The organism is Huaxiibacter chinensis, assembly GCF_022171985.1.
GTDB classification, from domain to species: domain Bacteria; phylum Pseudomonadota; class Gammaproteobacteria; order Enterobacterales; family Enterobacteriaceae; genus Enterobacter; species Enterobacter chinensis_A.
The window spans coordinates 227,186-245,678 of sequence record NZ_JAJVHF010000003.1 but is presented as its reverse complement, the minus strand read 5'-3'; the positions used below and the strand labels follow the sequence as shown (position 1 = coordinate 245,678).

Annotated in this window: 18 protein-coding genes and 1 pseudogene; 10 read left to right on the top strand and 9 right to left on the bottom strand. The window is 54.6% G+C overall.

Features of this window, described 5'->3' with window-relative positions:
- Positions 1-13 precede the first annotated feature (13 nt).
- Together tsaB and yoaA are read right to left on the bottom strand one after the other, a co-directional pair.
- Positions 14-709, bottom strand: a complete 696-nt coding sequence (gene tsaB, locus LZP96_RS10060; protein ID WP_064326409.1) for a tRNA (adenosine(37)-N6)-threonylcarbamoyltransferase complex dimerization subunit type 1 TsaB — start codon at positions 707-709, stop codon at positions 14-16.
- 65 nt (positions 710-774) lie between these two features.
- The gene (gene yoaA, locus LZP96_RS10055; RefSeq protein ID WP_064326410.1) at positions 775-2,685 is read right to left on the bottom strand and encodes a DNA repair helicase YoaA; all 1,911 of its coding nucleotides are present in this window, start codon (positions 2,683-2,685) and stop codon (positions 775-777) included.
- A gap of 130 nt (positions 2,686-2,815) precedes the next feature.
- Here yoaA and LZP96_RS10050 point away from each other — a divergent pair, with 130 nt between their 5' ends.
- The gene (locus LZP96_RS10050; protein ID WP_064326411.1) at positions 2,816-3,160 is read left to right on the top strand and encodes a RidA family protein; all 345 of its coding nucleotides are present in this window, start codon (positions 2,816-2,818) and stop codon (positions 3,158-3,160) included.
- A gap of 6 nt (positions 3,161-3,166) precedes the next feature.
- On the opposite strand, the gene LZP96_RS10045 is transcribed toward LZP96_RS10050, so the two are convergent.
- The gene (locus LZP96_RS10045; protein ID WP_064326412.1) at positions 3,167-3,355 is read right to left on the bottom strand and encodes a YoaH family protein; all 189 of its coding nucleotides are present in this window, start codon (positions 3,353-3,355) and stop codon (positions 3,167-3,169) included.
- A gap of 52 nt (positions 3,356-3,407) precedes the next feature.
- Between LZP96_RS10045 and pabB the strand changes: the two genes are divergently transcribed.
- The 4 genes from pabB to pdeD all read left to right on the top strand — a co-directional run bounded on the left by pabB (position 3,408) and on the right by pdeD (position 8,644).
- Complete coding sequence (pabB, locus tag LZP96_RS10040; protein WP_087892610.1) at positions 3,408-4,781, top strand: aminodeoxychorismate synthase component 1; 1,374 nt, start codon at positions 3,408-3,410, stop codon at positions 4,779-4,781.
- Between the two features lie 3 nt (positions 4,782-4,784).
- Positions 4,785-5,363 (top strand): CoA pyrophosphatase, encoded by a 579-nt coding sequence (locus LZP96_RS10035; RefSeq protein ID WP_064326414.1) that lies wholly within the window; start codon positions 4,785-4,787, stop codon positions 5,361-5,363.
- A 184-nt stretch (positions 5,364-5,547) separates the two neighbouring features.
- On the top strand, positions 5,548-6,912 hold the full coding sequence (sdaA, locus tag LZP96_RS10030) for an L-serine ammonia-lyase (protein ID WP_064326415.1): 1,365 nt from the start codon (positions 5,548-5,550) through the stop codon (positions 6,910-6,912).
- Positions 6,913-7,051: 139 nt separating this feature from the next.
- Positions 7,052-8,644, top strand: coding sequence for a cyclic di-3',5'-guanosine monophosphate phosphodiesterase PdeD (pdeD, locus tag LZP96_RS10025; protein ID WP_064326416.1), 1,593 nt, complete (start codon positions 7,052-7,054; stop codon positions 8,642-8,644).
- Positions 8,645-8,656: 12 nt separating this feature from the next.
- Here pdeD and yoaE read toward each other — a convergent pair whose 3' ends face one another.
- Positions 8,657-10,213, bottom strand: a complete 1,557-nt coding sequence (yoaE, locus tag LZP96_RS10020; RefSeq protein WP_064326417.1) for a CNNM family cation transport protein YoaE — start codon at positions 10,211-10,213, stop codon at positions 8,657-8,659.
- Positions 10,201-10,359, bottom strand: a complete 159-nt coding sequence (locus LZP96_RS24210; RefSeq protein ID WP_374230101.1) for a protein YoaL — start codon at positions 10,357-10,359, stop codon at positions 10,201-10,203. Before LZP96_RS24210 ends, yoaE begins: the two co-directional genes overlap by 13 nt.
- A gap of 317 nt (positions 10,360-10,676) precedes the next feature.
- Here LZP96_RS24210 and manX point away from each other — a divergent pair, with 317 nt between their 5' ends.
- The 5 genes from manX (at position 10,677) to mntP (ending at position 14,842) form a co-directional block, all read left to right on the top strand.
- Entirely contained in the window at positions 10,677-11,648 is a 972-nt protein-coding gene (gene manX, locus LZP96_RS10015) for a PTS mannose transporter subunit IIAB (RefSeq protein ID WP_064326418.1), read from the top strand.
- 47 nt (positions 11,649-11,695) lie between these two features.
- Positions 11,696-12,496, top strand: coding sequence for a PTS mannose/fructose/sorbose transporter subunit IIC (locus tag LZP96_RS10010; protein WP_064326419.1), 801 nt, complete (start codon positions 11,696-11,698; stop codon positions 12,494-12,496).
- 12 nt (positions 12,497-12,508) lie between these two features.
- The gene (locus LZP96_RS10005) at positions 12,509-13,360 is read left to right on the top strand and encodes a PTS mannose transporter subunit IID (RefSeq protein ID WP_064326420.1); all 852 of its coding nucleotides are present in this window, start codon (positions 12,509-12,511) and stop codon (positions 13,358-13,360) included.
- Positions 13,361-13,415: 55 nt separating this feature from the next.
- Entirely contained in the window at positions 13,416-13,874 is a 459-nt protein-coding gene (locus LZP96_RS10000; protein ID WP_064326421.1) for a DUF986 family protein, read from the top strand.
- Between the two features lie 401 nt (positions 13,875-14,275).
- Entirely contained in the window at positions 14,276-14,842 is a 567-nt protein-coding gene (mntP, locus tag LZP96_RS09995) for a manganese efflux pump MntP (RefSeq protein WP_064328146.1), read from the top strand.
- Here mntP and rlmA read toward each other — a convergent pair.
- The 4 genes and pseudogenes from rlmA to LZP96_RS09975 all read right to left on the bottom strand — a co-directional run bounded on the left by rlmA (position 14,795) and on the right by LZP96_RS09975 (position 18,031).
- A complete protein-coding gene (gene rlmA / locus LZP96_RS09990) occupies positions 14,795-15,658 on the bottom strand; it encodes a 23S rRNA (guanine(745)-N(1))-methyltransferase (RefSeq protein WP_064326422.1) in 864 nt (287 codons plus the stop codon). The genes mntP and rlmA overlap by 48 nt on opposite strands.
- 67 nt (positions 15,659-15,725) lie before the next feature.
- Positions 15,726-17,444, bottom strand: a complete 1,719-nt coding sequence (ftsI2, locus tag LZP96_RS09985; protein WP_064326423.1) for a peptidoglycan DD-transpeptidase FtsI2/PBP3(PARA) — start codon at positions 17,442-17,444, stop codon at positions 15,726-15,728.
- Between the two features lie 220 nt (positions 17,445-17,664).
- Positions 17,665-17,874, bottom strand: a complete 210-nt coding sequence (cspE, locus tag LZP96_RS09980) for a transcription antiterminator/RNA stability regulator CspE (protein WP_001062678.1) — start codon at positions 17,872-17,874, stop codon at positions 17,665-17,667.
- A 12-nt stretch (positions 17,875-17,886) separates the two neighbouring features.
- Positions 17,887-18,031, bottom strand: a pseudogene (locus LZP96_RS09975) (DUF2627 domain-containing protein).
- Positions 18,032-18,493 lie beyond the last annotated feature (462 nt).

Genomic DNA, 18,493 nt, shown 5'->3' with positions numbered 1-18,493 from the left:
TTGTTACTGAGAGTCACTCCCGGCCCGGAAGTTTCTTCCAGGCGACTTCGTTACGCAAATAAACCGGCTCGGCATGTTCAACCGTCACGGTTTGACCTGCGGCCAGCAACTGACAGGCAATCGGCAGCATATCTTCTGCGGCCGGCAGCAGCGTGTTGCCGTCCACCAGCGTCAGACCGCTTTCGTTTGCCATATCAGGCCAGGCTTTCCAGCCTGTTCCCACGGTAGCCCATTCGCCGGAGAGCTGTTTCAACCGTTCACCAACGGCTTGCGGTTTCAGCACTTTTTCGCTCTCTTCGCCGTGCCAGACACCCTGTTCATCACGGGTGTATTCAGCCCAGTAGACTTCGCCCATTCGCGCGTCGATCGCCGCCAGCACGCGGGTTCCCCCTGTTTGACGCCATGCCCCTTGCGCCATGGTGGCAAGCGTGGAGACGCCAATCATCGGCAGATTTGCCCCCAGCGCCAGGCCCTGAGCAATGCCAATGCCAATGCGCACGCCGGTAAAGCTGCCTGGCCCACGGCCAAACGCCAGCGCGTCGAGTTCAGTCAAGGTGGTGTTGCCCTGGTCTAACATCTGTTTTACCAGGGGGAGAATACGTTGGGTATGTTCCCGGGGACACTCTTCAAAATGCGCAAAGAGATTGCCGTTATCCCAGAGGGCGGCAGAACAGGCTTCTGTCGCGGTATCAATAGCCAGAATTCGCATGCGTCTCGCGCTCTCGCAATGGTCAGTCACAAAATGGCGCGCATCTTAGCACACTCCCGGGCAAATTACTTCGCCGTTGGGTTTGCCAGGAAGCGGACGGCGCGTTTGATATCCCGCGTGCGCGGCGCAGGCGGCAGACTCGCCAGGAAAGTCGCCCCGTAGGGACGCATGACCAGGCGGTTATCGCAAATAACCAGCACGCCGCGATCGTCAATATCACGAATCAGTCGCCCGACCCCCTGCTTGAGGGTAATCACCGCGTCCGGCAGCTGCACATCGTCGAACGGATCGCCGCCGCGCAGACGACAGTCTTCCATACGCGCTTTCAGCAGCGGATCGTCGGGTGAGGTAAAGGGCAGTTTATCGATGATCACCAGCGACAACGCATCGCCCCGCACGTCCACGCCTTCCCAGAAACTGCTCGTTGCCACCAGCAGGGCATTCCCCGCCTTCACAAATTGATCGAGCAGTTGCCCTTTACTGGTCTCGCCCTGCAACAGCACGGGCAAGGTCATGGTGGCACGGAACTGCTCCGCCAGATCGCGCATCATGGCGTGCGAAGTGCAAAGCATAAAGCAGCGTCCGTTGTTAGCCTCAATCATCGGCTTCAGCATGGCGGCAAGATGACGCGCCGCCCCAGGCTGGTTTGGCAACGGAAGATTACGCGGGACGCACAACAGGGCCTGTTTTTCGTAGTCAAAGGGGCTCGGCAACAACAGCGATTCCGCCTGCTCAATGCCCAGACGTTCGGTGAAATGGTGCAGATCGTCATTCACTGAAAGCGTGGCCGAGGTGAAAATCCAGCTTCCGGGTTTTTGCGCCATGACCTCTTTGAATTTATCCGCCACGGTAAGCGGCGTTAAGGCCAGGGTGAAATGGCGGGAGTTGCACTCATACCAGTAGCTAAAGCCGGGCTGGTTGATCTCTTTCAGCCGTTTCAGCCGCGCACGATACAGGGTCGCCCGCTCAAACGCGGCATCCAGTAAGGCGCTGCGCCCAAGCGACAGTTTGGCGACGTCGTAACACAGCTCCAGCGCGTCATCGAGAAGCAATAACGCCCGCTGGATATGGCTGTCGGCAAGGAGTTCACGCAGATTCCCGCGAAAGCCCGGTTCCCCCAGCTGCAGGCGAAAATCCTGGGTACTTTGCGCCAGGCGGTCGGCGCATTTCTGCAGCTGCTGGGTATCTTTGAGCTCGGTTCGATAGGCAATGGTAAAATCTTTTGCCAGATCCTGAAGCTGGCGGCTGGAGAGCGACTGACCAAAATACTGGCTGGCAATGTCCGGCAACTGATGGGCTTCATCGAAAATCATCACGTCAGCTTCCGGGATCAGTTCACCGAATCCGCTGTCTTTCACCACCATATCCGCGAGGAACAGGTGATGGTTCACGACGACGATATCGGAATCCATTGCCTTTTTACGCGCTTTCACCACGAAGCACTCTTCATAGAGCGGGCAGTCGCTGCCAAGGCAGTTATCGTTGGTGCTGGTGACCAGCGGCCAGGCCTGGGAATCCTCCGCGACGCTGGCACAGGTGCTGATGTCACCGTCGGTCGTTTGATTGGCCCATGCGCGCAAAATGATGACATCGCTCAGCGTCTGCACCGGTAAATCCCCGCCCGCAAGGGCCTGGGCTTCGAGACGTTCCAGACAGAGATAGTTTGAACGCCCTTTCAGCAAGGCGAGACGGCCTTTGTAGTTCAGCGCTTTTGCCACCGTAGGCAGGTCGCGACTGTAGAGCTGATCCTGCAGCGCCTTAGAGCCGGTCGAAATAATGACTTTCTTTTTTGCCCGCAGCGCCGGGGCCAGATAGGCATAGGTTTTGCCCGTGCCCGTACCGGCCTCAACGACCAGAGGCTGGGTATCCTTAATGGCACGGGTGACGGCCTCCGCCATGTGGCGTTGAGGCTCACGGGGTTTAAACCCGGTAATGGCCTGTGCTAACTGACCGTCTGCTGCAAAATCGTCTGCCACGTTTCTCTCTCACTGTATTTTTGCACAGGGGATTATGTCAGCCCGCCCTCTCCTGTGCCACCCCAAATAGTGACGAATCAGGAACAATATGGCAGTCTTGCCGCCTGACGCTATTTAAGAGGAAACGTTTATGACAATCGTGCGCATTGATGCCGAAGCCCGCTGGTCTGATGTCGTCATTCATAACCAGACGCTGTATTACACCGGCGTACCGGAAAACCTGGACGCAGACGCGTTTGAACAAACCGCCAACACGCTGGCGCAAATTGATGCGGTTCTGGTAAAACAAGGTAGCGACAAGTCACGCATTCTGGATGCCACTATTTTTCTGGCTAACAAAGAAGATTTTGCGGCGATGAATAAAGCCTGGGATGCGTGGGTGGTGGCGGGTCATGCGCCTGTACGCTGTACCGTACAGGCCACGTTGATGAAACCGCAGTACAAAGTGGAGATTAAAATTATCGCGGCGGTTTAAGCCCGATTACTCCTCTTCATCATCCTCATCTTCAAAACGCGCCACAATCCGCTCGCCGGTATGCGTGGCGCGAATTTCCTGCGCGACAACGGTAATGGCTTCACCACTGCTCATGCCCTGGGCCATCAGTTCGTGAATTCGCTCTACCGCATTTTGTTGTTGCTCGTGGCTAAGAGAAGGTAAACCTGCAAACATCGTCAACTCCTGCTAAATTATCCGCGCTCATTATTTCACGCAGCCCGGTAGTATGCCACAGATGAAGACGTTACCCCCCACACTCATTTCCTTACCCTGGCGAGAAGATGCCGCCGAATACTGGTTTGCTCGCCTGAGCGTGCAGCCCTGGGCGATGTTGTTGCACTCTGGTCACGCGGACCACCCTTACAGTCGCTTCGATATTATCGTCGCCGACCCCGTGAGCACCCTGGTCACCCAGGGTGAAGTCACCGACGTGAGCCTGCCCGGCGCTGAAACGCGGCGTTCTGCGGAGGACCCGTTAACGCTGCTGTCGCAGGCGATGGACGCGCTGGGGCTACAGGCGTCATCCCATCCGGATCTGCCCTTCCAGGGCGGGGCGCTGGGGCTGTTCGGCTATGATTTGGGCCGCCGTTTCGAAACGCTGCCGGACATTGCGCAAGACGATATTGCTCTGCCGGATATGGCGGTGGGGCTGTATGACTGGGCACTGATTGTCGATAATCAGCGCCGGAAGGTGACGCTACTTAGCCATGCGGATCCCCATGCCCGACTGGCCTGGCTCGAGGCACAGCTTACCCAGGCGACCCCGCCATTTTCCCTGACCTCGGCCTGGCAGTCGAACATGACCGAGCGGTGCTATACGGAAAAATTCGACCAGATTCAGGCGTATCTGCAAAGCGGGGATTGCTATCAGGTAAATCTTGCCCAGCGCTTTCAGGCCGCGTATGTCGGTGACGAATGGCACGCCTTTGTGCGACTGAACGCCAGTAACCGGGCGCCCTTCAGCGCTTTTTTGCGACTGGAGCACGGGGCGGTGCTGAGCGTTTCGCCCGAGCGATTTATTCACCTGGCCGACGGGGCGATCCAGACGCGGCCGATAAAGGGCACCCTTCCCCGCCTTGCCGATCCTGACGCCGACCGACAGCAGGCAGAAAAGCTGGCCGCCTCCCCGAAAGATCGCGCTGAGAATCTGATGATTGTCGATCTGATGCGTAATGACATTGGGCGAGTCGCGGTCCCTGGCAGCGTTCGCGTGCCGGAGCTGTTTGTTGTGGAGCCTTTCCCGGCGGTTCATCATCTGGTGAGTACCATTACCGCACGGCTGCCGGCTGACCGAACAGCCTGCGATTTGCTGCGCGCCGCGTTCCCTGGCGGCTCGATAACCGGCGCGCCAAAAGTGCGGGCGATGGAAATTATCGACGAGCTGGAACCGCATCGCCGCAATGCCTGGTGTGGCAGCATTGGCTATCTGAGCCTGTGCGGTACGATGGACACCAGCATTACTATCCGCACGCTGACCGCAAGCGACGGGCAGCTATACTGCTCCGCAGGCGGGGGAATCGTCGCGGATAGCCAGGCGGCGTCTGAATATCAGGAAACCTTTGATAAAGTGACTCGCATCCTGCAACAACTGGAGAGCTAACTGGTGGATACCCACAATCTGACCCTGGATGATTTTCTGTCGCGTTTTCAACTATTGCGACCACAGGTCAACAGCGCCACGTTGAACAGCCGTCAGGCGGCGGTGCTGATCCCGGTGGTGCGGCGCGAACAACCCGGCCTGTTGCTGACGAAGCGCTCTTCGCATCTGCGCAAGCATGCCGGGCAGGTTGCCTTTCCCGGGGGCGCGGTCGATGCGACAGATGCCTCGCTGATAGCCGCCGCACTGCGAGAAGCCCAGGAAGAGGTGGCTATCCCCCCCGACGCGGTAGACATCATCGGTGTGCTTCCGCCGGTGGATAGCGTGACCGGTTTTCAGGTCACGCCGGTGGTCGGCATTATTCCGCCCGACCTCCAGTATCACGCCAGCGTCGACGAAGTTGCCGCCGTGTTCGAAATGCCGCTGGCCGAAGCATTGCGGTTAGGGCGTTATCATCCTCTGGATATTCAGCGTCGTGGACATGAACATCGGGTCTGGCTCTCCTGGTATCAGCATTATTTTGTCTGGGGCATGACGGCGGGCATTATCCGTGAGCTGGCTCTGCAAATCGGCCTGAAACCTTGACTATACTTTACATTCCGACTTTTTCTGCGCCTTTGCGAGAGCGCTCGCAGCATTAGTAAAACAGGGGTTATGCATTAGTTTAATTCATGTGAATAGTTAAGCCGATGCCGGGGTTCCCTCTTACACTATGCGCAGTTATAACATCGTTACCGGAACCCCCGGTAACCCTGTCAGGAGTAAGAAAGTGATTAGTCTATTCGACATGTTCAAAGTGGGGATCGGTCCATCCTCTTCCCACACTGTAGGGCCGATGAAGGCCGGTAAACAGTTCGTCGATGACCTGGTCGAAAAAGGATTACTGGAGAACGTTACCCGCGTAGCTGTAGATGTTTACGGCTCACTGTCGTTGACGGGTAAAGGTCACCACACCGATATCGCCATTATTATGGGTCTGGCGGGCAATATGCCGGACACCGTTGATATTGACGCCATTCCGGCGTTTATCCGCGACGTAGAAACGCGCGGTCGTCTGCTGCTGGCGAATGGCCGGCACGAGGTGGATTTCCCTAAAGATGACGGCATGCGTTTTCGTAGCGATAACCTGTCGTTGCACGAAAACGGGATGCAGATCCATGCGTTTAGCGGCGAAAAAGTTGTTTACAGCAAAACGTACTACTCTATCGGCGGCGGTTTCATCGTCGATGAAGAACATTTTGGCAAAGACAACGCGGGCGACGTGAATGTGCCTTACCCATTCAAATCGGCGCAAGAAATGCTGTGCTATTGCCACCAGACCGGTCTTTCCCTGTCCGGGATGGTGATGCAGAACGAACTCGCGCTGCACAGCAAGCAAGAGATTGAAGACTATTTTGGCAACGTGTGGAAAACCATGCAGGCCTGTATCGACCGCGGTATCAACACCGAAGGTGTGTTGCCGGGGCCGCTGCGTGTGCCTCGCCGTGCTTCCGCGCTGCGTCGTATGCTGGTCACCACCGACAAATACTCTAACGATCCGATGAATGTGATCGACTGGGTAAACATGTTCGCGCTGGCCGTCAACGAAGAGAATGCCGCCGGCGGACGCGTTGTCACCGCACCCACCAACGGTGCCTGTGGCATCGTGCCGGCGGTGCTGGCCTATTACGATCACTTTATCGAACCTGTGACCCCGGATATTTACATCCGTTATTTCCTGGCTTCAGGCGCGGTGGGTGCGCTTTACAAAATGAACGCGTCCATTTCCGGTGCGGAAGTGGGTTGCCAGGGCGAAGTGGGCGTTGCCTGCTCAATGGCAGCGGCCGGTCTGGCAGAGCTGCTGGGCGCCAGCCCGGAGCAGGTTTGCGTAGCGGCGGAAATCGGCATGGAGCACAACCTGGGCTTAACCTGCGATCCGGTTGCGGGTCAGGTACAGGTTCCTTGTATCGAGCGTAACGCCATTGCCTCAGTGAAAGCGATCAACGCCTCACGTATGGCCATGCGCCGTACCAGTGAGCCTCGCGTGTCGCTGGATAAGGTTATCGAGACCATGTACGAAACCGGCAAAGACATGAACGCCAAATACCGTGAAACCTCACGTGGCGGTCTGGCTATCAAGGTACAGTGCGACTGATTTCGTTAGCATAAGTCTTCTCGCCCATCTGCTACAGGTGGGCGAAATATCCCCGCCTTTCTCGTCGTCTGACCTAATTCCCACTACACTTGCTGTGTTGCCCCAGGCTATGTGCTAAAGGCGTCTCTGGCGGGTAGTCATGCAAACTGCGCAGCGGATCATTCAACAATATCGCCGTAAACGCGTCCTCGTCTGCGTGATGGTCGCGCTTTTTACCCTGATTCTGACCCTGGGTATTCGCTTTATTTCACAGCGCAACTTAAATGAGCAGCGCACCATGGCCTTTACCGCTCGTTCCGTCAATGCGCTGGACAGAGTGCTCATGCCGCTTCAGGCCGGACAACAGGATCTGCAAAAACTCGTTGGTCTCCCCTGCTCTGCGGCTCAGCTGTTGCTGCGTAAAATGGCCGCCAGCCTGCAAACGGTACGATCCATCGTACTGGTCAAAGACGGGGTGCTCTACTGCTCCAGCATATTTGGCAGCAGACAGGTTCCTCTTCGTCTTGTACAGCCTTCGCTTCCCGCTATCGACGACAAACTGGTGCTTTCGACAGATAATTCGCTGCTCAAGGGCAGCCCCGTGCTGATTTTGTGGAATCCGGTTTCCGACGACGGCGAAAGCGGCGTAATGCAAATCGTCAATATCGACCTGATTACCCGGATGATGCTTGAACCCGAGCGTCCCCTCATTACCGACGTCAGTTTAACCGTGGGCGATAAATATCTGCGCTATGGGCGCAACGTCAGCGATACGCTCACGACGGGCAAAGACGCCGCTATTCTTCGCCAGACCTCGCAGCATTTTCCGTTTACCGTCACGGTTAGCGGCCCGGGGGCGAGCGATCAGGCGCTCATTTATCTTCCGACCCAGCTTCCTCTGGCCCTGATGCTGAGCCTGCTGCTGGGCTACGTTGCGTGGCTCGCCACCGCCAGCCGGATGAGCTTCACCTGGGAGATTAACCTGGGTATGGCTGCCCGTGAATTTGAGCTCTTCTGCCAGCCCTTACTCCATGCCCGTACGCAGCAATGTGTGGGCGTGGAGATTTTGCTGCGCTGGAACAATCCGCGCCAGGGCTGGATTTCCCCCGACGTGTTTATCCCGCTGGCTGAGGAGCACAATTTGATTGTTCCCCTTACCCGCTACGTGATTAACGAAACCGTCAAACAAATCGGTTATTTTCCTAAGACGCCGGATTTTCATATCGGTATCAACGTTGCGGCAAGCCACTTTCGCCAGAGTGCGCTGATTCATGACCTGAATCGTTACTGGTTCAGTCAGCATCCGGCACAGCAGCTCATCGTTGAACTGACGGAAAGAGATGCCCTGCTGGACGTTGATTGTCACATCGTGCGGGAGTTACACCGTCAGGGCGTGAAGCTGGCGATCGATGATTTTGGAACGGGTAACAGTGCCCTGTCCTGGCTGGAAAAACTGCGTCCGGACGTGCTGAAAATTGATAAGTCATTTACGTCCGCCATCGGCACCGATGCGGTGAACTCTACCGTAACAGACATGATTATCGCGCTCGGTCAGCAGCTGAATATTGAACTGGTCGCGGAAGGGGTTGAGACACAGCAGCAGGCGCGCTATTTGCGTCATCATGGCGTGTCGATCCTGCAGGGGTACTTGTATGCGCAGCCGATGCCGCTGAGGGATTTTCCGACGTGGCTGGCGGAGAGTGCTTCTCCGCCAGCGCAGCGTAACGGGCATGTCTTACCAATAATGCCGTGACGTTAAGCCCGATTACTCGTCTTCGTCGTGCTCTGGCTGCTCTTTAACAATACGCACCATATCAATGCGGTAATCATTAGCCTCAACGATGGTGATCGTCAGCGGCGGCAGTTCAAGGACGTCGCCCGTGCGCGGGATTTGACCATTAATGGCAATCACCAGCCCCGCGACGGTGGCAATATCCTCTTCGTCGTTAATGATATTGTCCAGACCCAGCGTGTGCTGCAGCGCGTGCAGGTCAGTGGTCCCCTTAACCAGCCAGCCGTCATTGTCCGCGACAATTTCCGGGGTCTCATCTTCATCCGGGAATTCACCCGCAATGGCTTCCAGCACGTCCAGCGGCGTGACCAGCCCCTGCACCACGCCAAACTCATTGGTGACGATGACGAAGCTACCGCGAGCCCGGCGCAGCACGCTCAGAAGGTTGATCGGGTCCAGGGTTTCCGGCACTACAATCGCAGGCGTTGCGGCAGCGATAGATTCCACATTTGCCCCCTCCTCCAGCGCGACCAGCATCTCTTTCGCGCGAACCACGCCGATGATCTCATCGAGTTCACCCCGACACACCGGGAACAGGCTGTGCGGTGACGATAAGAGCTGCTGACGAATTTCGTCCACGCTCAGATTCGCATCGACCCAGCTGATTTCACCGCGTGGCGTCATAATGCCGCGCAAAGAGCGTGAGGCCAGAGACAGCACGCCGTTAATCATATAGCGCTCTTGCTCAACGAAAGCGCCTTCCGGGACCGGCACAGGATTCGTGTTCGCTATCTCAGGTTGGGCCGTCTGACGACGCCCCCCCATCAGGCGCAGAATGGCATCAGCCGTACGGGCACGCAGGGGTTGTACCGACTGCTGCTTGATAAAGTTACGACGCGCAATCTGGTTAAACAGTTCGATAATGATCGAGAAACCTATCGCGGCGTAGAGATAGCCTTTCGGGATATGGAAACCAAAACCTTCTGCCACCAGGCTTAGGCCGATCATCAGCAAGAAGCTCAGACAGAGCACCACCACCGTAGGATGTTCGTTCACGAACCGCGTCAACGGTTTGGAGGCCAGAAGCATTACGGCCATTGCAATCACGACCGCCGCCATCATCACCGGCAGATGGTTCACCATCCCGACAGCGGTAATCACCGCGTCCAGCGAGAAGACAGCATCCAGGACAACGATCTGCAGTACCACGACCCAGAAGCTCGCATAGCCTTTACCGTGGCCGTCATCATGTTGCCGGTTCTCCAGCCGCTCATGCAGTTCCGTGGTCGCTTTGAACAACAGGAAAAGCCCCCCCACCAGCATGATCAGATCGCGCCCTGAGAAGGTGAAATCGAATACGGTAAACAACGGTTTGGTCAGCGTGACCATCCACGAAATAACGGACAGGAGGCCAAGACGCATGAAGAGCGCCAGCGAAAGACCGATTAAACGGGCTTTGTCGCGTTGTTTAGGCGGCAATTTATCCGCAAGGATGGCGATAAACACCAGGTTGTCGATACCTAAGACGATTTCAAGCACAACCAGCGTCAGTAAACCCACCCAGATTGACGGGTCCATTAAGAATTCCATGACAAGCTCCTGCTAAAGGAATGACTAAACGGCGCCCCGAAAGTGTTGGGCGAAACGGCGGTATGCGTGAGTAATGGGTGGCGAGAGTCGCCGGCAAGCGAGGCGCGAAATGGCCTGTAAGATGATTGGCGTCGGTGACGGTCCATACAGTGGGCTGATGCCCTATACTCCTGATCGATTAAACGGAGGCTAAACATATCAGAGAGACGTTATTTTTGGCAAAGATTTACTTTCCTTTGCAAACATCTGTTACATACGCGTTTTACATTACAGAACTTTCTGCAATGCATCGCTAAATTACGGATCTTCATCACATAAATTATTTTTTCACTATCTAAAATAAATCGCGGAAGTCTTCGTTAATTGAACTCTAACCCTTATCTGAATCGATTCGGTTCGCCGACGACGATTCTCAATACGCCTGCCAGACAGACGTATCAATGATAATAAAAGGAGGTAGCAAGTGACCATTGCTATTGTGATAGGCACACATGGTTGGGCTGCAGAGCAGTTGCTCAAAACAGCAGAAATGCTATTGGGCGAGCAGGAAAACGTCGGCTGGATCGATTTCGTTCCCGGTGAAAACGCCGAAACGCTGATTGAAAAGTACACTGCTCAGCTGGAAAAGCTAGATACGAGTGCAGGCGTGCTATTTCTCGTCGATACATGGGGAGGCAGTCCGTTTAATGCTGCCAGCCGCATTGTCGTCGATAAAGAGCATTACGAAGTCATCGCGGGCGTCAATATTCCGATGCTGGTCGAAACCTTCATGGCACGCGATGATAACCCGAGTTTCGACGAACTGGTCGCTCTGGCAGTTGAAACAGGCCGGGAAGGCGTGAAAGCGCTGAAAGCCCAGCCTGTGGAGAAACCCGCTCCGGTCGCCGCGGCGGCAAAAACCGCAGCGCCTGCGGCGCCTGCCAAACCTATGGGGCCGAACGATTACATGGTGATCGGGCTTGCCCGTATCGATGACCGTTTGATCCACGGCCAGGTTGCCACCCGCTGGACCAAAGAAACGAACGTCAAACGCATCATCGTCGTCAGTGACGAAGTGGCTGCGGATACCGTGCGTAAAACCCTTCTGACCCAGGTTGCTCCTCCGGGCGTTACCGCCCACGTGGTGGATGTCGCCAAAATGATCCGCGTTTACAACAACCCGAAATATGCGGGCGAGCGCGTCATGCTGCTGTTTACCAATCCAACCGATGTCGAACGTGTTGTAGAGGGCGGCGTTAAGATTACTTCTGTGAATATCGGCGGTATGGCGTTCCGTCAGGGCAAAACACAGGTGAACAATGCGATTTCAGTCGATGAAAAAGATATTGAAGCATTCAAAAAACTGAATGCCCGCAATATCGAGCTGGAGGCCCGTAAGGTGTCCACCGACCAGAAACTGAAAATGATGGATTTGATCGGCAAAGTGGGAAAATAACCCCGCGCTGATTCTTCACATAAAGCTTATGTTATAGGAGAAGTACAATGGAGATTACCACTCTTCAGATTGTGCTGGTGTTCATCGTTGCGTGTATTGCCGGTATGGAATCCGTACTTGATGAATTTCAGTTTCACCGCCCACTGGTGGCCTGTACGTTAATCGGCGCCGTTCTTGGCGATATGAAAACCGGCATCATCATCGGTGGTACGCTGGAAATGATCGCCCTGGGATGGATGAACATCGGTGCGGCCGTTGCGCCTGATGCGGCTCTGGCCTCTATCATCTCGACCGTTCTGGTTATTGCCGGACACCAAAACATCGGTGCGGGTATCGCCCTGGCGATCCCTCTGGCAGCGGCAGGTCAGGTCCTGACCATTATCGTTCGTACTATTACCGTGGCATTCCAGCATGCGGCAGATAAGGCGGCCGATAGCGGAAACCTGACGGCCCTCTCGTGGCTTCACGTCTCCTCTCTCTTCCTGCAGGCGATGCGTATCGCTATCCCGGCCGTTATCGTGGCGATTTCTGTAGGGACCAGCGAAGTTCAGGGTCTGTTGAATGCGATTCCGGAAGTGGTCACCAGCGGCTTGAATATCGCAGGCGGCATGATCGTGGTCGTCGGTTATGCGATGGTCATCAACATGATGCGCGCAGGCTACCTGATGCCGTTCTTCTACCTCGGCTTCGTGACCGCGGCATTCACCAACTTCAACCTGGTCGCTCTGGGTGTGATTGGTGCGGTGATGGCTATTCTGTATATCCAGCTTAGCCCGAAATATAACCGCGTCGCAGGTGCTCCAGCTCAGGCTGCGGGTAACAACGATCTCGATAACGAACTGGACTAGCAGGTGAGCGAAATGGTTGATATGACAAAAACTACCCCTGAGAAGAAACTCACCCCAAGCGACATTCGCGGCGTGTTCCTGCGTTCAAATCTGTTCCAGGGTTCATGGAACTTCGAACGTATGCAGGCGCTGGGCTTCTGCTTCTCTATGGTTCCGGCGATCAAACGCCTGTATCCGGAAAATAACGAAGCGCGCCGCCAGGCGATTAAGCGTCACCTGGAGTTCTTCAACACCCATCCTTACGTTGCCGCACCGGTTCTGGGCGTCACGCTGGCGATGGAAGAGCAGCGTGCGAACGGCGCAGAGATCGACGATGGTGCCATCAACGGTATTAAAGTCGGTCTGATGGGCCCGCTGGCAGGCGTCGGTGACCCGATCTTCTGGGGTACCGTGCGTCCGGTCTTTGCAGCCCTTGGTGCAGGTATCGCCATGAGCGGCAGCCTGCTGGGACCCCTGCTGTTCTTTATCCTGTTCAATGCCGTACGTTTGCTCACGCGTTATTACGGTGTGGCATACGGTTACAGCAAAGGCGTCGACATCGTTAAAGATATGGGCGGCGGTTTCCTGCAGAAATTGACAGAGGGGGCATCTATTCTTGGCCTGTTTGTCATGGGGGCCCTGGTTAACAAGTGGACGCATGTGAACATCCCGCTGGTCGTGTCGCGTATTACTGACCAGACCGGGAAAGAGAATGTCACCACTGTGCAGACCATCCTCGATCAGCTGATGCCAGGCCTGGTGCCGCTGCTGCTGACCTTTGCCTGTATGTGGCTGCTGCGTAAAAAAGTAAACGCCCTGTGGATCATCGTTGGCTTCTTCGTCATCGGTATCGTGGGTTACGCCATCGGCCTGCTGGGTCTGTAAGCGTTGTACTTTCAGCCGGGGGCTTGCCCCCGGTTTTTTATTATCTGGAGGACGAATGACGGTTACGGATATCGTGCTGGTTGTCTTTATTGTTGCTCTTCTGGCGTATGCCATTTACGACGAATTGATCATGCCCCGCCGCCACGGCGAAACGCTGCTCACCATCCCTCTTCTGCGTCGTGGTCGTATCGATGCCTTCATCTTCGCCGGTTTGCTGGCCATCCTGATTTACAATAACGTGATGAGCCACGGTGCATTAATCACCACATGGTTATTATGTGCACTGGCATTAATGGCGATCTATCTCTTCTGGATCCGCGCCCCTAAGCTTATTTTTAAAAATCACGGTTTTTTCTTCGCCAACATATGGATAGAATATAACCGTATTAAAGAGATGAATTTATCGGAAGATGGTGTGCTGGTGATGCAACTGGAACAACGCCGTCTTCTTATCCGCGTGAAAGATATTGACGACCTGGAAAAAATATACAAAGTTATCATTAAAACTCAATGAGTTATGTTTATAGCAAAGGCTATATTGTGCTGTGATTTTGACCGGACGCTATATAGCCTTAGCTATATTTCATTTTCTGAATAACTTATATTATTTAACCGTTGCTTCACCAATCACACTTAATGAAAATCGTTATCAATAAGCCAATCTAATAATGGCCTTTGATTCTTGTTTTATATTCTCAAAATATGTTAAGGTTGCGCCCGTCGTTGGGGAGTAGCCGATTTCCTGTTTGCGGGAAATGTACGTGTCAACATACTCGTTGCAAAACGTGGTGCGTACGGATGACTTACTGCACTGTAACCGGTGCGTAAACAATCAGGCGAGACCATAGACGCATCAACTGCTGTTTACTGGGGGCAGTGATGTGTCATATGGATATTCCCGGTCTGGACGCACGAATGAATCTCTCCGCTACGATCCTTCTCGCTTTTGGTATGTCCATGGACGCTTTTGCCGTCTCCATCGGAAAAGGCGCCACGCTGCACAAACCCAAATTTTCCGAAGCGCTTCGCACAGGTCTGATTTTTGGCGCGATTGAAACTCTCACCCCGCTTATCGGCTGGGCGCTCGGTATGCTCGCCAGCCAGTTTGTGCTGGAGTGGAACCACTGGATTGCCTTTATTCTTCTGGTCTTTTTGGGCGGGAGAATGATGATTGAAGGGCTTCGTGGACATCACGACGAAGACGAGACACCACTGCATCGTCACGGTTTCTGGCTGTTAGTCACCACCGCGATCGCGACCAGTCTGGATGCGATGGCTGTGGGGGTCGGCCTTGCCTTTATGCAGGTGAATATTATCGCTACGGCTCTGGCTATCGGCTGCGCGACGCTGGTGATGTCCACGCTGGGTATGATGATTGGACGCTTTATCGGCCCGCTGTTAGGCAAGCGAGCCGAGATTCTGGGCGGTGTGGTATTAATCGGAATCGGTGTGCAACTTCTCTGGGCCCACTTCGCCGGATAATATCGTCTCACGCTGCCAGCAGTGGATGCTGAAATCCGTCTGGCAGTTAAACTCCTCTTTCTGCGCCAGTGCATCCCAGACCTCCGGCTTTGCCCGCCAGGCAAACGGGGTCATTTGCAACAGGGCCACGGCTTCTCCCCCGCTGAGCGTCATCTGATAGGCCAGCGACTGCTCCTGTTCCAGGGAAAAACCAACAAGCTGTTCAGAATGAGGGGCATGAAGATGCACTTCATCGTAGATCAATCCCTTCAGCTCCATCAGATGCCGGGGGCCCGGCGTGACCGTAATGACCCAGCCGCCAGGCTTCACGACGCGCGCCAGCTCTTCACCTTTGCAGGGAGCATAAATGCGGATAATGGCATCCTGACTGGCATCAGCAAACGGCAGGCGATGGCTTGAGGCCACGCAAAACATCACCTCAGGATAACGTTTTGCCGCCGCCCGTATGGCCGATTTAGAGACGTCCAGACCAAAGGTTTCTGCGCCTTTCGTGGCGGCAATCGCCGCAAAAGCAGCCGTGTAATACCCTTCCCCGCAGCCAATATCCAGAATCGACTGTGGATGTTCTCCGGGCAGCGTGCTGAGACGCTGCGCCACCGCATCCCGGAGCGGTTGATAATGTCCGGCATCAAGGAAGGCCCTGCGCGCCTGCATCATCTCCGCACTGTCACCCGGATCGCGTGAGCGCTTGTGCTGTACAGGCAGTAAATTGACATACCCTTCTTTGGCCTTATCAAACCGATGCCCCTGCGGACAGGCATAACTGTTTTCTGCATACGCCAGCGGCGCGTGGCATAAAGGACAACTGAAAGACATGGTAACTCCGGGGTGATCGCAAAGGGCGAAAGTGTACCGCTATTCGCCCCTGTAGAAAACGTCCGGGTTAACGCATCACGATAAGATGGCTCGAATCTGCGGGTAATCCGTCAGGCTCCACGTTCTCTAAACGCAGCACATCCCCCATAATCTGACTGAAAACCGGGGCTGACACCGCCCCACCGTAATAGCTGCCGTTTTGCGGATCGTTGATCACGACCGCCAGCGCAAATCGGGGATGGCTGGCTGGCGCTACGCCTGCGGTATACGCAATATACTTATCGACATATTTCCCGTCGTCGCCGATTTTTTTCGCCGTCCCCGTTTTGACCGCTACCCGATAGTCGCGTACCGCCGCTTTGATGCCGCCCCCGCCGGGCAAGGCTACGCTTTCCATCATATGTTCAACCTCGTGGACGATGTTTTCCGGCATCACCTGATGCCCCATAACGGGCGGATCGATACGCGTGATCGACAGCGGGCGCTCCTGGCCAAAACTCCCCACGGTGGCGTAGACATGCGCCAGCTGCAACGGCGTTACCATCAGGCCATAACCAAAGGCAAAGGTTGCCCGGTCAAGCTGACTCCAGAATTTACGCTGGGGCAACAGCCCGCTGCTCTCCCCGGTTAATCCCAGGCCCGTCGTGGTACCAAAGCCGAACCCTTTGTAAGTATCCAGCAGATGCTGGATGGGCATTGCCAGCGATAAACGCGATACGCCCGTGTCACTCGACTTTTGCAAAATACCGGTCAGCGTCAGCTCGGGGTAATACCCCACGTCGCGGATACGATGGCCGTCCAGTGTATAAGGATGGGTATCAATCACGCTGTCAGGCTGTACCAGTCCCTGCTGTAATGCCGTCATTAACACCAGAGGCTTCACCGTTGAGCCAGGCTCAAAAGTGTCGCTGATGGCGCGATTACGAAAATCATCGATCGTGGCGCCTTCGCGATTATTGGGATTGAAATCCGGGTAACTCGCCATGGAGAGAATTTCACCCGTATTCACATCAATAAGCACAGCGGCACCTGACTCGGCTTTATTCCAGACCACCGCGTTATCTAATGCATCTTCGGTAAGCGTCTGCAGTCGCTCATCGATACTTAGCTGAATATTGTGCGCAGGCACCGGCGCCACTTCGGTCAGGTTTTCGATGACATGCCCATAGCGATCTTCACGAACGCGCCGGATACCGGGTTTACCGGTGAGCTGGGCATTAAAGCTTTTTTCAACGCCTTCAATTCCCTGCCCGTCAATATTGGTAAAGCCAATCAGATTAGCGGCGATGTGGCCTGCCGGATAAAAACGGCGTGACTCATCGCGCAAATTAATGCCCGGTAGATTGAGTTTATCGATCCACTGCGCCTGGGACGGGTCCACCTGGCGGGCCAGATAAATGAAGCGTCCCTGCGGATTACTGGTAATACGCGCAGCCAGCGATGACAGCGAAATATGCAGCGCGCTGGCCAGCGCCTGCCATCGCGCGTCAAACCCCACCCCCCCTTTGGCCAGCACCGTTTTCGGATCGGCCCACACCGCACGGACCGGCACGCTCACCGCCAGCGGCCTGCCTTCGCGATCGGTAATCATGCCACGCGGCGACTGAATCGCCACCTCGCGCAGGGAGCGCATATCCTCTTGTTCAACGAGCTTGTCGGGTTTGATAATTTGCAGCCAGGCGACACGCCCGAGAAGGAAAGCCAGGCTGAGCAATATGGCCAGACAAAGTAGCGAAAAGCGGGCCGGGGTGAAATTTCCGGTGATGGTTGGGGCTTTCTTTTTCACCTGTACTCCAGGTCTGTAAATCAACGCTCTGATTTAACGAGAAAAAGAGTGTTAAGGGAGTGAAAACAGTGCTTCTAATGTCGCAGCTTTGCAACAAACTAAGACCAGACGGCAAAAGCGTCACATTTTGAAAGAGATAGGATGAAAAAAGCCCCGCATAATGCGAGGCTTGATGTCTGAGTGCGAAACGCGAGGCGCTTCTGAATCAGCAGTGGTTCGATCAGATAGCAGTTACGTTAACTGCAGCTGGGCCTTTCTGGCCGTCCTGAATTTCGAACTCAACGTTCTGGCCTTCAGCCAGAGTTTTGAAGCCGTTACCCTGGATTGCAGAGAAGTGTACGAACACGTCTTTGCTGCCGTCAGCAGGAGTAATGAAACCAAAACCTTTAGACTCGTTGAACCACTTCACTTGACCTTTAATCTTTGCCATTTGCAAAATTCCTTAGAGTATTTTCTTTGCCCGTAGGCATTAACATAGATAAAACTGAGACATGACTGCTTGAGGCACTAATATAAGGTTCGGCAGAGAAGCGGTATTCAACGTCAACGTGTTTACTCAGGACTTCTTTACTGAAAATGCCACACATAAACAGAACTGTACCTCGTTTGACCCAAAACGTGTTATCACATACAACGTTAATTATGGCAAGCCATTTTTAAACGTGTCTCGATCCGCCGCACAAATTCCGGCTAAGCCTCACAACTTTCGACACACGTATGCGCTCGCGACAGACGTGACTTCACCGCGCTTACGCCGGGCCCGGTCACGCATAACCCCTGTAATCTAACACTTTTTTACCATAGTGCATCCTTTCGGATACGTCCAGAGCACGGCGTAAAAATAGTCTTTGCAATGACTAAGTTAGAACAAATTGTGAAAACTTATGCTGAAAACAGCGTAACGGATTGAAAGACAAACACGATATTCGCGTTGTTTAAAGGCGGATACGTAAATCGGGGAAAGCGGAAAGGAATAATGAACGTTCTGCACCAAAATAATGAAATTTTTATGACTCTGCATCAAAAAAAGGCAAGAAAAACGTTTCGAT

What these genes read in the sequence shown, in the direction of transcription:
- cspE (WP_001062678.1), bottom strand. Translation starts at nt 17,874, where the DNA reads ATGGCAAAGATTAAAGGTCAAGTGAAGTGGTTCAACGAGTCTAAAGGT.
- LZP96_RS10045 (WP_064326412.1), bottom strand. Translation starts at nt 3,355, where the DNA reads ATGTTTGCAGGTTTACCTTCTCTTAGCCACGAGCAACAACAAAATGCG.
- LZP96_RS24210 (WP_374230101.1), bottom strand. Translation starts at nt 10,359, where the DNA reads ATGGACCGTCACCGACGCCAATCATCTTACAGGCCATTTCGCGCCTCG.
- LZP96_RS10000 (WP_064326421.1), top strand. Translation starts at nt 13,416, where the DNA reads ATGACGGTTACGGATATCGTGCTGGTTGTCTTTATTGTTGCTCTTCTG.
- yoaE (WP_064326417.1), bottom strand. Translation starts at nt 10,213, where the DNA reads ATGGAATTCTTAATGGACCCGTCAATCTGGGTGGGTTTACTGACGCTG.
- tsaB (WP_064326409.1), bottom strand. Translation starts at nt 709, where the DNA reads ATGCGAATTCTGGCTATTGATACCGCGACAGAAGCCTGTTCTGCCGCC.
- LZP96_RS10010 (WP_064326419.1), top strand. Translation starts at nt 11,696, where the DNA reads ATGGAGATTACCACTCTTCAGATTGTGCTGGTGTTCATCGTTGCGTGT.
- pabB (WP_087892610.1), top strand. Translation starts at nt 3,408, where the DNA reads ATGCCACAGATGAAGACGTTACCCCCCACACTCATTTCCTTACCCTGG.
- LZP96_RS10005 (WP_064326420.1), top strand. Translation starts at nt 12,509, where the DNA reads ATGGTTGATATGACAAAAACTACCCCTGAGAAGAAACTCACCCCAAGC.
- LZP96_RS10050 (WP_064326411.1), top strand. Translation starts at nt 2,816, where the DNA reads ATGACAATCGTGCGCATTGATGCCGAAGCCCGCTGGTCTGATGTCGTC.
- mntP (WP_064328146.1), top strand. Translation starts at nt 14,276, where the DNA reads ATGAATCTCTCCGCTACGATCCTTCTCGCTTTTGGTATGTCCATGGAC.
- pdeD (WP_064326416.1), top strand. Translation starts at nt 7,052, where the DNA reads ATGCAAACTGCGCAGCGGATCATTCAACAATATCGCCGTAAACGCGTC.
- rlmA (WP_064326422.1), bottom strand. Translation starts at nt 15,658, where the DNA reads ATGTCTTTCAGTTGTCCTTTATGCCACGCGCCGCTGGCGTATGCAGAA.